General features: G+C 50.4%; 12 protein-coding genes. All 12 read left to right on the forward strand.

Annotated features, from left to right (window positions below; translation table 11 throughout):
- Window positions 1-9 precede the first annotated feature (9 nt).
- The 12 genes from ACNI29_RS03925 (at window position 10) to ACNI29_RS03980 (ending at window position 13,352) form a co-directional block, all read left to right on the forward strand.
- Complete coding sequence (locus ACNI29_RS03925) at window positions 10-1,698, forward strand: radical SAM protein (RefSeq protein ID WP_419780883.1); 1,689 nt, start codon at window positions 10-12, stop codon at window positions 1,696-1,698.
- Window positions 1,699-1,848: 150 nt separating this feature from the next.
- The gene (locus tag ACNI29_RS03930) at window positions 1,849-2,262 is read left to right on the forward strand and encodes a DUF2318 domain-containing protein (protein ID WP_419780884.1); all 414 of its coding nucleotides are present in this window, start codon (window positions 1,849-1,851) and stop codon (window positions 2,260-2,262) included.
- Window positions 2,263-2,274: 12 nt separating this feature from the next.
- Window positions 2,275-3,435, forward strand: coding sequence for an ABC transporter permease (locus ACNI29_RS03935; protein WP_419780885.1), 1,161 nt, complete (start codon window positions 2,275-2,277; stop codon window positions 3,433-3,435).
- 9 nt (window positions 3,436-3,444) lie between these two features.
- Window positions 3,445-4,107, forward strand: coding sequence for an ABC transporter ATP-binding protein (locus ACNI29_RS03940; protein WP_419780886.1), 663 nt, complete (start codon window positions 3,445-3,447; stop codon window positions 4,105-4,107).
- A 215-nt stretch (window positions 4,108-4,322) separates the two neighbouring features.
- On the forward strand, window positions 4,323-4,805 hold the full coding sequence (locus ACNI29_RS03945) for a Spy/CpxP family protein refolding chaperone (RefSeq protein ID WP_419780887.1): 483 nt from the start codon (window positions 4,323-4,325) through the stop codon (window positions 4,803-4,805).
- A gap of 354 nt (window positions 4,806-5,159) precedes the next feature.
- Window positions 5,160-5,627 (forward strand): periplasmic heavy metal sensor, encoded by a 468-nt coding sequence (locus ACNI29_RS03950; protein WP_419780888.1) that lies wholly within the window; start codon window positions 5,160-5,162, stop codon window positions 5,625-5,627.
- A gap of 147 nt (window positions 5,628-5,774) precedes the next feature.
- Window positions 5,775-6,617: a DUF4405 domain-containing protein gene (locus ACNI29_RS03955; RefSeq protein ID WP_419780889.1), complete on the forward strand. Its 843-nt coding sequence runs from the start codon at window positions 5,775-5,777 to the stop codon at window positions 6,615-6,617.
- Between the two features lie 12 nt (window positions 6,618-6,629).
- Window positions 6,630-8,369 (forward strand): two-component system sensor histidine kinase NtrB, encoded by a 1,740-nt coding sequence (locus ACNI29_RS03960; RefSeq protein ID WP_419780890.1) that lies wholly within the window; start codon window positions 6,630-6,632, stop codon window positions 8,367-8,369.
- Window positions 8,369-9,787 (forward strand): sigma-54-dependent transcriptional regulator, encoded by a 1,419-nt coding sequence (locus tag ACNI29_RS03965; RefSeq protein WP_419780891.1) that lies wholly within the window; start codon window positions 8,369-8,371, stop codon window positions 9,785-9,787. Before ACNI29_RS03960 ends, ACNI29_RS03965 begins: the two co-directional genes overlap by 1 nt.
- Window positions 9,788-10,443: 656 nt before the next feature.
- A complete protein-coding gene (locus tag ACNI29_RS03970; protein ID WP_419780892.1) occupies window positions 10,444-11,634 on the forward strand; it encodes a quaternary amine ABC transporter ATP-binding protein in 1,191 nt (396 codons plus the stop codon).
- Window position 11,635: 1 nt separating this feature from the next.
- A complete protein-coding gene (locus ACNI29_RS03975; protein WP_419780893.1) occupies window positions 11,636-12,469 on the forward strand; it encodes an ABC transporter permease in 834 nt (277 codons plus the stop codon).
- Between the two features lie 31 nt (window positions 12,470-12,500).
- Window positions 12,501-13,352, forward strand: a complete 852-nt coding sequence (locus ACNI29_RS03980) for a glycine betaine ABC transporter substrate-binding protein (RefSeq protein ID WP_419780894.1) — start codon at window positions 12,501-12,503, stop codon at window positions 13,350-13,352.
- The last annotated feature ends 58 nt before the right edge of the window (window positions 13,353-13,410 follow it).

Here is a 13,410-nt window from a genome sequence, read left to right on the forward strand (position 1 = left end):
AAATAATCCATGCCCGTGACTGAAGAATTCTTCTATTACGGTAAGGAAGAACCCTCGCCCGAAGAAACAGGAGGCCGTCTGCCCACGGCACTTGTCTTCCCAGGGCGAAAGGGGTCTGCACTCTCAACCTTAGGTTGGCAGGCTGTATACCGCCTGCTTGCCCCGGATGCGGAGTTGGCAGTGGAGAGGTTCTTCCTTGGCGAACCGGGTAAACCGTCTGTTTCCATGGACAGTGATAAAAAACTGTCCGAGTTTCCCCTGATCGGTTTCAGCATCAACTTTGAGGAGGAGTACCTCCATCTGGTCAGGATGCTGAAAGATTCGGGCGTTCCGCCGCTTGCAGCGGAACGCCCGGACTTCCCGCTGGTCATGGGAGGAGGTCCTGTAGCGTTCATTAATCCCGCCCCCATCGCCCCATTCTTTGATTTCTTCTGGGTGGGCGAAGCGGAAATGGGCTTAAAGGACATTTGCCTTGAACTGAAACAGCACATCTACAACGGGGGAAATAAGAGAGAATTTCTGGAGCTGATCAAAGACCGGGATGGGGTTTACGTTCCCGGCATGACCAAGGGACAGGTGCGCAGGGCTGTGCTGCCTCCCGGACCTATTGACGAAGGTCACGGAGTCCCTCTTTTGAGTGATCCGGCATACTCATGTTTTATCAGCCCGGAAGCGGTTTTCAAAGATATGTTCCTGGTGGAAGTCAACCGCGGTTGCCCATACGGCTGCCGGTTTTGCGCTGCCGGATATATCTATCGACCGCCACGCCACGCATCCATTGACCAGCTCAAAAAAATAGTGGAACTAGCCGACCCGCCTAAGGTGGGACTGGTGGGTACTGCCCTCACTGACTGGCCGGATCTGATTCCCTACATTGAGTGGCTTAAGAAACGTAAAACCAAATTTTCCCTGTCATCCGTTCGTGCCGACGGACTGACAGAAGAACTTCTCGATATCCTGCGCGCTTCAGGGGTACGCACCGTAACCCTTGCCCTTGAAGGAGCCAGTAAACGGTTGCGCGATGCTGCCAGCAAAAATCTCGAAGAAGAGGACTTCCTGCGCGCCGTGGAACTTTGCGCCGCGAAAGGAGTCAATCATTTACGCGTATACGTAATCGTGGGTTGGCCCGGTGAGACCGACGAAGATTACGACGAACTTGCCCTCATGCTCGAAAAAATGGATGAGGCCCGCAAACGCGGTCAGGGCAAAAAGAAAAAACAATTCATGCGCATCACTTTCGGTGCAAGCTGCCTAGTACCAAAACCATGGACTCCGCTTCAATGGGCGCCCATGCCTTCCGAAAAAGATCTCAAAGCTATCCTTTCCAAAGTCAAAGGACTAACCAAAAAGTTCAAAGGGATGGCCTTTTCCGGGGATAATCCCTTTCAAGCCCGATTGCAGGGAATGCTTTCCCGTGGCGATGAATCGCTGGCGGAGTTTATAACCTATGCCGCCGAGAACGGTGGCTGGAAAAAGGCATCAAAGTTCTGCAAAGGTGATCACCAACGTTTCATCGACCAACCGCTGGATAAAGACAGCACCCTGCCTTGGGATTTTATCGATACCGGAGTTAAAAAATCCTACCTCTGGCGCGAATGGCAGCGTTTTCAGAAAGCGCAAAAGACGCCCGTCTGTCCGCCCAACGGCTGTGCTGACTGCAAAAGCTGCGGGATGTTCCAGTGGATGGAAGACGCTTAACGCCTCTTGCACTTATGTGCAAAAGATTTGCACAAGCATCCTGATTTAAGACTGATATCTTTCTTGTAGACTCCCTTCCACCTGAAATAACTCTCTTTGCACATCAATTGCATACCTTTACGGTATAGAATTTTTCAAAGGAGAGTTTTCATGAAAAAATTGATTTTACTTTTGGGGCTTTTACTGCTGCCGGTGAACAGCGTAGCCGGGATGGAGGTGGGGGACAAAGACCTGACCATTCCTCTCAACGAAGTTAGCGACGGTAAAGCTCATTACTATGCAATAGATCTGGACGGTAAAGAAATCCGTTTCTTCGTTGTCCGCAGCAAGGATGGAATAATCAGAGCCGCATTCGATGCCTGTGATGTCTGCTACAAATCCAAAAAAGGATACTCACAGCAGGGTGATTTCATGGTCTGCAATAATTGCGGCATGCGCTTCCATTCCACACGTATCAATGTAGTTAAGGGCGGCTGCAATCCTTCACCGCTGCAAAGGCGGACTGAAGGCGAGAATCTCATAATTTCCCTTGATGCGGTCCGCTCCGGGGCCATCTACTTCTAAGGAGCTTTGCGAATGAATCTATTTACCATTCCTCTGCGCAACCTTGGTCGCAGACCCCTGCGCACCATTCTGCTCTGCGCGGTTTTCACCATCGGAGTTATGTCGGTGGTCTCCATCCAGCTGCTTTCAACAGTTGTGGGTAACAGTCTTGAAGAGAAAATGAGTAAATTCGGGGCCAACATACTGATAACCCCAAAGACTGAGTCTTTGTCCGTAAGTTATGGAGGACTGGACCTCGGCAATGTGGCCTACGGTTCCCATGAACTTGACGGAGCACCGGTACTTAGGGCCGTGCGCGGTATTGAACTGAAGGAAAGGCTCAGCGCAGTTGCACCTAAATTTGCCGCAATCTCGAAAGTTAAAGACCAGCAAGTGGCAGTCGTCGGAGTCAGCATGGCTGACGAGTTGAGTATCAAAACCCACTGGTATCCGCTGGGACGTTTTCCGGAAAAGCAGAATGAAATTATCATCGGATTCAATGCCGCCGCCAAACTTGGTTTTCAGCCCGGAGACACCCTTGAAATTGAAGGAAACAATCTGCTAATAGCCGGAATCCTCGACCCTACAGGAACTGAGGATGACAACGTAATTTTCATGGATATCGACCTGCTGCGTAACAGTGTAGGACGTCCCGGAGCCGTACATTTTATCGAAGTTGCAGCCCTCTGCGCCGGATGTCCCATTGATGAAATAGTGCAGCAGATTTCGGGAGCAGTTCCCGGTGCTGAAGTTAAAGCATTACAGCATGTGGTTAAGCAACGCATGTCGGCCATCGGCTTTGTGAACCAGATGGCCTGGACGGTCAGCGGCGTTATCCTGCTCACTGCCTGCTTCATGATCGGACTGTCCATTTTCTCGGCGGTTAACGAACGTAAAACAGAGATCGGCCTTATGCGTTCACTGGGATTCTCCACCAGCTCTGTGTTCTCCATATTCTGCCTTGAAGCTCTGCTCATGGGCTGCATCTCCGGAATACTGGGATACACTGGCGGCTTTTTTGCCAGCACAGAAATATTGCAGCGATTGAACATGGGCGAAGCTGAGATAGTATTTGATCCGCAGGCTTTCGGACTGACTTTTCTGGCTGTTGCCGGACTGGCATTCCTTTCGGCGACTATTCCTTCCCTGCGTGCCACCCGCGTTGATCCCTCACGAACCCTTGTTTCACTATAAGGACTTATCATGCTTAGAACCGAATCAATCACTCACAGCTATGGCGAAGGCTCCGCAGCGGTAACCGTACTGGAGGACGTATCCATCAACATTCCAGAGGGGGGCTTCACCTCAATCGTGGGCCGCTCCGGGTCCGGCAAATCGACCCTGCTCAGCGTCATCTCCAGCCTGCTGCGCCCGGAACAGGGTGAAGTATATTTCAAGGACCGCGAGATCACATCAATATCAGGCACAGAAACCGACAGGCTCAGGAAGGAAGAATTTTCCATCATCTTCCAGTCGCATCACCTGCTGCCCTATTTGACAGCCCATGAGAATGCGCTCCTGCCGTTTCTAGACCGCGTAGCTCCTGTAAGCAAGGAGCTTTTGCAGCGGGGATTGTATTGTCTCGAGCGGGTTGGTTTGCAAGGTAAGCAGGACCGTCTGCCGGGGCAGCTTTCAGGTGGGGAGCAGCAGCGGGTCGCCATTGCCCGGGCGTTGGTGAAATCGCCTTCCATTCTATTTGCGGATGAACCATGCGGAAGTCTGGACAAGAATACCGGCAATGAAATCATGGAAATTCTGCAGCAGCTTAACCGCGACGGACTGACCATTGCCATGGTCACCCATGACCGCATCCATGCCAGCATGGCCAAGGACACAATCTATCTGGAAGATGGCAGAAATATTTAGAAACATTAAGTTTCTATTGTGCATTTTAACATTATTTTTGCACAAGTTGTGCATCCTTGCGCAGCTATTTGCATTCTCCTTTTCAGACCTATTTGGTAGAAAACAAACCTATAATTCAAACAGTTTAGGAGTTTAGAAACTTTGGCACGGCTGATGCTTTAGAGGGATTAACGAGTTAGCAATAGTTTATTCGACTAATCCCAAGGAGAGCAATAATGAAAAAGAAAATCGTAATTCCCATCGTAGCAGTAATGGTCATGACTATGGCCGGAACAGCAATGGCCCGTGGCGGCAACAACCGAGGAGACCAGAACGGATACCAGAACGGACCCCGCCAGATATTCGAGCAGCTGACCCCGGAAAAGCAACAGGAAGTAAAAGCCATTTTCGAAAAACATCAGGATGAATTCCAGAACATCAGAACACAGATGTGGGCCAAGCGCACCGAACTGAACGCACTGGTGGACTCCGGCAAAGCAGACCAAAAAACCATCACCAAGCTGGTTAAGGAAATGACCGACCTTAGAACAAAACGCTTTGGTCTCCGTAAGCAGGTCAATGATGAAATCGAAACAGCAACAGGAATTGCAATGCCAATGCGCGGATGTGGATTCGGCTTCGGAGGCCGTGACTTCGACGACGGTCCCCGCAATGGCCGCAGACACCACAATAACGACCGAGGATGCTGGAACTCCTAACCAGCCCCCCTCACCCTTAATTACATATATCTCATCATCCTGCGTAGATCAGACAGGTTCACTCCTTCCCCCTGTCAAGAGGAGGCCCCATCCCCGGGCCTCCTTTTTTATTTCCAGCAACAAGAACCTTTCATCCATCCGCCATCACTTCCTCTCTGCACACATTGCTTATGAACTGCACGTACGCATGCACTCTTGTGCAAATTAATGCACATCACTTTTGCACTTCACAACCAACAGACCACGCACCGCCAAAAGCAAACCATTGACTTTATTGATTTTAAGACTTTGGCACAGCTCATGCTTTATGAGAATTCGAGAGGGCAACAACTTTTAACCGCATCAGGAGATCATATGAACAGAAAAGCTCTTGTTCCCTTGATCGTCGTGCTGGTTCTGGCAGTTTCATCTGTCGCAATGGCACGGAACGGTTACCGGAACACTGGTTACCACAACGGTAACTGGGCTGCATATGAGCAGCTGACACCTGAAAAACAAAATCAGGTTCAGGATATCATCAAAAAATACGAATCTACTTTCCAGACCTTGAAAAGTGAACAGTGGGCAAAACACACTGAACTTAAAGCACTGGTGGATTCCGGCAAAGCCGACAAAGAAACCATCCATGCTCTGGTGCAGGAGCTTTCCCAAGTAAGGGATAAGCTCTACGCAGAACATAAAAAGATGGCTGATGAAATTGAAAAAGAGACCGGCCTGACCTTCCCCCCCATGGGGCAGGGATACGGTAAGGGCGGCAGAGGCTGCGGAAACTACCAGAGGGGCAACTGTCCTGCGGGTGGATGTCCCGGCCAGAGTTCCTAAAAACCTTAAATAACGTTCATCTACACATAATTACAGGAAAACGGGCAAAAAAGGAGGACTAACCGGTCCTCCTTTTTTTATTAAAACACTTCCAAGCGCGACCACATTTAAGCTATTCAGATCAGAGAAAAACAACAGGAGCTTAATATGTTCAGAAAAATTACTTCCCTAACCAGCTTTTTCTCTTTCATCGCACTGATTATCACCAGCATCGTTTTATATGTAGTTCCCCAAGGCAGGGTAGCCTACTGGGCGGATTGGACCATGTTGGGCCTCAGCAAAGAACAATGGGGCGACATGCACATCTGTCTGGGTGTACTTTTCCTTGTCATTTCCATCCTGCACATCTGGCTGAACTGGAAACTGATTCTCGCCTACTTGAAAAAAAAGGCCGGAGAAGCAAATTTCACATCCCCTGCATTTTTCGTCAGCCTGCTGCTTACACTTTTTGTTACCTTCGGAACCCTCGCCGGACTTCCGCCCATGAAACAGGTTCTGGAGTTCTGCCAATACTTCCAGGCTCAAGGGGAAGCCAAATATGGGACTCCTCCATACGGACACGCCGAACTCAGCCCGCTGGCAATTTTCTGCAAACGCACCGGGCTTGATGTTGAGAAAGCCGCTGCATCCATAAAAAAAGCTGGCTTTGAACTTGAATCTACCAAAGAGACAATCAAGTCCATTGCCAGCAAGGCCGGACTTACCCCCAAAGAGCTGCATGAATTAATCCTCAAAGACCAGCCGCAGCAGAACCCGGTCATGAATCAACCCGGCAGTGACTTAAAACAACACTCCGGGCAATCCGGTTCAGGGATAGGACGCATGAGCCTTGAAAAGTACTGTGCCGAATATAATCTGGACCTGAACACAGCCCTAGGCATCCTGCGGGAAAAGGGCGTGGTTGTTGACAAAAACACCCCCATAAAGGAAATTGCAGGGGCATTGGGACTGGACTCGCCACGCGCGATCAGCTCCCTTCTTAATCCTTAATCGACACACTTAATGGAACTAAGCTCAAAAAAATCACATAAACTGCCTCTTGCACTGGCCTTGCTGGCCTTGATTCTTCTCGGGGCCGGAAGTTTGTACCTCACATGGCACAACCTGCGTCAGATGCATCAGACAGTATTTGAACATATGCTGCTTTCAGCCCGCTCCATTGCTCGCGGGCTGGATATCCAGCTGGTGGAAGGCGCACGGCGTATGCGCTCTCCCGGGATGCACAACAGGCGCATGCCCGATAACCTCATGCCCGAAGCACGGGAGCTTTTCCGGGAAATGGTCGCTGAAGGCGATCTGCTCTATATCGCGCTCTATGGACCGGACCAGAAACCCATGCTGGTGGTGGAACAAAATCAAGACGGCAGTCCGATTTACACTCCACCGCCGTCACTTTTCAGTATGGTTACCAGAATGCGGGAATCCAGCACTCCGGTAATGATCAAGGGGAAAGCCGCTCTGCTCTACGGGACCGTGGGTCAGCCGATCCTCCAAAGGTTGTACGGACACAACAAACGCCAACGGGGATTCATGCCCCCGCCGGGAAAGGAAACCTACCTGCTGCTCGGCTTGAGCGCGGAGAAGCATCTGCGCCAGTTCAACCAGTACCGCAGGGCCGCACTGCTCCAGACCGGATATATTTTTCTGGCCGGACTGGTGCTCTGGCTGCTCGCTGTGGCCTATTTCCAGCGCAGGGAAGAAGGCAAGAAACTTACCCGGCTTGAACGTTTTCAGGCCAACCTGCTCGACAACATGCCTGACGGACTGCTGACCCTTTCTCCGCAGGGCGCCATCCTGGCTGCCAACGGGTCAGCGCACACACTGCTGCAAAGCAATACGGATGAAGCTCTGGTGGGCAAAAACTGGAATGACTTTTCCTATGAATCCCTGCAGGACTTCAAACGGGGAGAAGTTATTTGGGAACATGTCCGTCTGGGCGGTAAAAACCTAGAACTAATACTCTTCCCCTACTTTGAAAGCAGGGCCGAAAAACGGACCATGATCATCATCCGTGACCGCACTGATATCGCCGGACTTGAAGAGGACCTTTACGAAGCACGTAGGCTGGCTTCAATCGGTTCACTGGCAGCCGGGGTAGCGCATGAAATCCGCAACCCGCTGAGTTCTCTGCGCGGATTCGCCCAGCTGTTTGCGGATAAGTTCAAAGACGAACAGCCCTACGGGACATACGCCACCACCATGCTCACAGAGGCAGACCGATTGAACCGGGTTGTGACCGACCTGCTCTACCTCTCCAAACCGCACGAGCTTAACCCGGAAATTCTGGACCTGCGCGAAATCTGCGATTCCATGCAGACTCTCATGGGTTTTGATCTTGAACATAAAGGAACACGGCTGCATTCTGAGCTGAACACAACCGAAGTCTACGCCGACCCGGACGGCATCAGGCAGGTACTGTTAAACCTGCTGGTCAACAGCCTTGATGCTGTACCGCAAAAGGACGGTTATATTTCCATAACTGCCGAAAGAACCGAGCACGGGGTATGGCTTAGTGTTTGTGATAATGGTTCGGGTATGCCTGAAGACATCCGCAAACACGCCCTTGAGCCATTTTTCACCGACAAGCCCAAGGGCACGGGCCTCGGCCTTGCCATTGTTAATACAATTATGCGCGGCCATAACGGACGGGTAACAATCTCCGCGCCGGAAGACAGAGAGAATCCGGTGGGAACCTGCGTAAAACTATTCTTCCCGACCATGCGTAATGAGGATAATGAATAATGAATGTATCAGGAAAAAACGTACTCATAGTTGACGATGAACCGTCACTGCGCATGCTTATCCGCGCCGTATTGGAAAGCGACGGCTGGACCGTGCACGAAGCACAGTCCGGAGAACAGGCCCTTGAAATCCTCCCCGGCCTGACCTTGAACGCAGCCCTGATCGACATGCGCATGGACGGCATGGACGGCATGACACTGCTCAAAGAATTGAACTCCGTCGTGCCCGGACTTCCGGTGATCATGCTTACTGCTTATGGTAACGTTAACTCCGCAGTTGTTGCCATGAAACACGGAGCCTTCGACTACCTGACCAAACCTGCTGATAACGAAGAGTTGAAAGCAGTCATGACCAAAGCACTCGACTACTCCCGTCTGGTAGACGAAAACGAAAAGCTCAAATCCGCAGCCGGAGCATGCGAAGAAATGATCGGCAGTTCACAAGGAATGCTCCATGTAAAGGATTTGATTGAACAGGCCGGACCTTCAGAAGCTACTATTCTCGTGCTTGGAGAATCCGGCACAGGTAAGGAACTTGTTGCCGAAGGTCTGCACCGCTCCAGTCTGCGGGCGGACAAACCGCTGATCAAGGTTAACTGTGCTGCACTTCCGGCAGATCTGCTGGAAAGTGAACTTTTCGGATACATGAAAGGAGCCTTCACCGGCGCAAATACAAACAAGCCCGGACGTTTTCAACTCGCCTCAGGCGGAACCCTTTTTCTTGATGAAATCGGGGAAATGGACCCGGTATTACAGGCCAAAATCCTGCGTGCATTGCAGGAGAAGGTAGTTGAGCCACTGGGCAGTGTTTCCCCAGTGGAAACCGACGTACGCATTATAGCAGCAACCAACCGTGACCTGAAAAAAGAAGTAGAAAAAGGAAATTTCCGTGAGGACCTCTATTACCGATTAAGTGTTCTCGAAATCCGCATCCCTCCCCTTAGAGAACGCGTAGGAGACCTTCCTTCGTTGGTAGCCTACCTGCTGGAAAAGCTGGGCCGGAAAAACAATAAGAAAGTACGGTCGGTAACACCCTCGTTCCTCGATGTTCTCAGCCGCTATGACTGGCCGGGCAACGTCCGTGAACTGGAAAACGTGCTTGAACGGGCCATTATTCTAAGCCGAAGTGAGGTACTCGGACCGGAACTTCTTCCCCCACAGGTCCAAAATCCTGTCCCCCGGCAGACAGCACCCGAATCAGGCGCGCAACAAGCAGCTCCCGCTGCTCCACACCCGGCCCCGACAGCTGCCCCGGCTCCGGCAGCCGCAACACCGACCTTGGATGATGCCGAGCGTCAGGCCTTGATAAACGCCCTTGAAGCGAACCAGCACCACCGCGAGCGCACAGCGGATGCACTGGGTATCAGTCGCAGAACCCTGCAATACAAATTGAAAAAATACGGATTAACCCGCCGATAATAATTATTATCAGAATCTCTGCAAAAAGTTCTGACAATAAGTTTTCAAGCTGACTGTGTTTGATCAGCATTTAAGCCCGGAAGCGCGTGTTTCCGGGCTTTTAATTAAATGGGAGCAATTATCCCTGATTATACCCATTCTCGCCCTCTTAGACCAATTAATCTAGTAAGACCTACCCAGCTCAAAAACATTCCTAAAACAGCTCAAAAAGAGCCGCTTTCAAACAAAAATCAATCTTATTTGACATAGGCGCTTATTTTATCTAACCTTAAAATTCGAGCTTCATAAATTTTGAACTCGAGATAAAGACTGCTCTGGCCTTCTTAACGCAGTCGTAACAATCAACTGAAGTGAGTTTTTACTTTCCACGTAAACAGCTTTTACAAACTGTACTTACACAATGTAAAAACCATACTTTTAAAAAACAACATCAAACACAACTACAACAAACCAACACTGCATAAACAAATGCACTCGAAACAACAGTACTACATCAAAACGACCGGCACGCCCGTTCAGGAAATCAACCCCAATTCCGCCCCGGAAAAAATCCCTCTCCTCTTTCTCCCGACTCTCATCAGCTTACTTTCTTAATAATTTTCACCTCCTTTCATGAAACAGGAGGGATGTGTTTAGTTTTACTTAACGGAGACGTCATGGAAAAAATCAGAGTTGAAAATCTCTATAAAATCTTTGGCAGCAATCCCAAGAAGATCATTCCTATGCTCGAAAAGGGTGCAACCAAAGATGAAATTATGGAAAAAACCAAACACGGTGTGGGCGTTAACAACGCTTCATTCAGTGTTGAAGAGGGTGAAATCGTTGTGGTCATGGGTCTTTCCGGTAGCGGAAAATCCACCCTTGTCCGTTGCATCAACAGGCTAATCGACCCCACCGGGGGCAAAATATTCATTGACGGTGAAGACATCACCACCTTGAATATAAACAAACTACGCAAAATTCGTCTGGAAAAACTGGGTATGGTTTTTCAGAATTTCGCACTTTTTCCGCATCGCACAGTTCTCAAAAACACTGAATACGGGCTGGAAATCGCAGACACCGACCCTGAAACCCGCAGACAGAAAGCCATGGATGCCCTTGAACTGGTAGGCCTCAGCGGCTGGGAAGATTCTTTCCCTGATCAGCTCTCCGGCGGCATGCAGCAGCGCGTGGGGCTGGCCCGCGCCCTGGCTCTTGACCCGGACATTCTGCTTATGGACGAGGCCTTCAGCGCACTGGACCCGCTTATTCGCCGCGACATGCAGGATGAGCTTATCAACCTGCAGGAACGCATGCACAAAACCATCGTCTTCATCAGCCATGATCTCGACGAAGCTCTTAAGCTCGGCGACCGCATTGTACTCATGAAAGACGGTGAGATCGTGCAGGTAGGAACACCTGAAGAAATCCTCACCGAACCTGCCACTGAATATGTGCGCCGCTTTGTGGAAGACGTTGATATCACCAAGGTCCTCACCGCAGAATCGGTGATGAAAAAAATCGATGCCGTGGCTTACATCAAGACTGACGGCCCCAGAGCTTCTCTGCGCAAAATGCGTAAAAACAATATCTCAAACCTCTTTGTGCTTGATGAAAAGCACAAGCTCATCGGCATGCTCAACGCTGTAGACTGCGCCAAGCTGGTTGAACAGGGCGGCAAGGATATCAAAACGATTATGCATACCGACCTGCAGGCAGTTGACCTTGATTGCCCCGCACAGGAACTGTTCAACATCATGCAGGACCGCACACTCCCCCTTCCGGTCATCAATACGGAAAACAAACTGAAAGGTGTTATCGTACGCGGCACACTGATCGGTGCCCTTGCAGAAAGAGGAGGTAACTAGAATGAATGTCCCACGCATTCCCATAGGGGATACGATCGAAGCGTTTATTGATTTTCTGGTGGAACATTTTTCATTTGCCACCAAGGCTTTTTCAGCTGTTCTTGAAGCAGGGCTGGATGTGGTCGAAGGAGCCATGAAGGCCTGCCCGCCGTGGATGTTCATCATCATTGTGGCGGCCATCACCCTGCGACTGACCAAAAGTAAAAGAACGACCATCTTCTCCATAGCCGGACTGCTTCTGATCTGGAACATGGGCTTATGGAAAGCCACTGTCAGCACCATTGCGCTGGTTATTGTCGCCACTCTGCTGGCGCTCATGATCGGTATTCCAATCGGGATTTTTGCGGCCATGAACAAGCACGTCCACCGGGTAGTAATGCCGGTTCTGGACGTGATGCAGACCATGCCCGCATTTGTCTACCTCATCCCGGCCATTCCTTTTTTCGGGCTGGGCAAGGTAGCAGCCATATTCTCAACAATAATATTTGCCATGCCGCCATCCATCAGGCTGACCTGCCTCGGGATCAAGCAGGTTCCTGAAGATCTTGTGGAATGCGCTGAAGCATTCGGCTCAAACCGCTGGCACAGACTTTTCAAACTTGAACTGCCCATCGCCACCCCGACAATTATGGCCGGGGTCAACCAGACAGTTATGCTGGCTCTTTCCATGGTAGTTATTGCGTCCATGATCGGGGCCAAGGGACTCGGCGGTGAAGTCTGGAAAGCTATCCAGAGACTTCAGATGGGCAAAGGTTTTGAGGCCGGTATCGGCATTGTTATCGTCGCCATGATCATGGATCAGGTGCTCCAGAAAATCGGATCCGGCAAGAAATAACCGGACCACAACAAAATAAGGAGACTTAGAGATGAAAAAGTTTTTAGTTCTTACGCTCGCAGCGCTGCTCTTCGCAGCATTCAGCACAACAGCTTTCGCAGGGGATAAAAAAGTAAAGCTGGCTTACGTCGAATGGGACTGCGCAACAGCTACTACCAACGTCCTCAAAGCCGTTATCGAAGAACGCCTCGGCATGGAATGCGAAGTCATTCCCGTTGCCGCAGCTGCCATGTGGCAGGCTGTAGGAACCGGCGATGTTGATGGTCTGGCAACTGCCTGGCTGCCCGTAACCCACGCAGACTATCTGAAAAGAGTGGAGAAAAAAGTTGTCGATCTCGGCCCCATTGTTTCCGGTGCTAAAATCGGCTGGGCTGTACCCACTTACGTTGAGGTGGATTCAATTGCCGATCTCAACAAATATGCAGACAAATTCGACGACAAAATTATCGGCATCGATCCCGGTGCAGGCCTGATGCGTCTTTCCGAAGAAGCCATGGAAAAATACGGCCTCGACAAATTTGAACTCATGGAAGGCTCCGGCGCAACCATGACCGCAGCACTGGCCAACGCCATCAAGAACAAAGAATGGGTTGTTGTTACTGCTTGGTCCCCGCATTGGATGTTCGGCCGCTGGGATCTCAAATACCTCAAGGACCCCAAGGGGGTTCTCGGCGAATCCGAAACAATCAACACCATTGTACGCAAAGGTCTCGATAAAGACATGCCCAAGGTGTACTCTTTCCTCGATAAATTTGCATGGAAAGACGCAGGCCAGCTGCAGATGGTTATGGCCTGGAATCAGGAAAAAGGTGCTGACCCTTATGAAAACGCAAAGCGTTTCATCAAGGAAAACAAAGCACAGGTCGACTCCTGGCTCAAATAAAACGGCTCAGTCTGACTTAACAATAAAGCCCCGGCAGTGGTTTCCACCTGCCGGGGCT

It is taken from the genome of Maridesulfovibrio spiralis (SeqCode), assembly GCF_048571135.1.
Classification (GTDB): domain Bacteria; phylum Desulfobacterota; class Desulfovibrionia; order Desulfovibrionales; family Desulfovibrionaceae; genus Maridesulfovibrio; species Maridesulfovibrio spiralis.

What these genes read in the sequence shown, in the direction of transcription:
- ACNI29_RS03925 (WP_419780883.1), top strand. Translation starts at nt 10, where the DNA reads ATGCCCGTGACTGAAGAATTCTTCTATTACGGTAAGGAAGAACCCTCG.
- ACNI29_RS03930 (WP_419780884.1), top strand. Translation starts at nt 1,849, where the DNA reads ATGAAAAAATTGATTTTACTTTTGGGGCTTTTACTGCTGCCGGTGAAC.
- ACNI29_RS03935 (WP_419780885.1), top strand. Translation starts at nt 2,275, where the DNA reads ATGAATCTATTTACCATTCCTCTGCGCAACCTTGGTCGCAGACCCCTG.
- ACNI29_RS03940 (WP_419780886.1), top strand. Translation starts at nt 3,445, where the DNA reads ATGCTTAGAACCGAATCAATCACTCACAGCTATGGCGAAGGCTCCGCA.
- ACNI29_RS03945 (WP_419780887.1), top strand. Translation starts at nt 4,323, where the DNA reads ATGAAAAAGAAAATCGTAATTCCCATCGTAGCAGTAATGGTCATGACT.
- ACNI29_RS03950 (WP_419780888.1), top strand. Translation starts at nt 5,160, where the DNA reads ATGAACAGAAAAGCTCTTGTTCCCTTGATCGTCGTGCTGGTTCTGGCA.
- ACNI29_RS03955 (WP_419780889.1), top strand. Translation starts at nt 5,775, where the DNA reads ATGTTCAGAAAAATTACTTCCCTAACCAGCTTTTTCTCTTTCATCGCA.
- ACNI29_RS03960 (WP_419780890.1), top strand. Translation starts at nt 6,630, where the DNA reads ATGGAACTAAGCTCAAAAAAATCACATAAACTGCCTCTTGCACTGGCC.
- ACNI29_RS03965 (WP_419780891.1), top strand. Translation starts at nt 8,369, where the DNA reads ATGAATGTATCAGGAAAAAACGTACTCATAGTTGACGATGAACCGTCA.
- ACNI29_RS03970 (WP_419780892.1), top strand. Translation starts at nt 10,444, where the DNA reads ATGGAAAAAATCAGAGTTGAAAATCTCTATAAAATCTTTGGCAGCAAT.
- ACNI29_RS03975 (WP_419780893.1), top strand. Translation starts at nt 11,636, where the DNA reads ATGAATGTCCCACGCATTCCCATAGGGGATACGATCGAAGCGTTTATT.
- ACNI29_RS03980 (WP_419780894.1), top strand. Translation starts at nt 12,501, where the DNA reads ATGAAAAAGTTTTTAGTTCTTACGCTCGCAGCGCTGCTCTTCGCAGCA.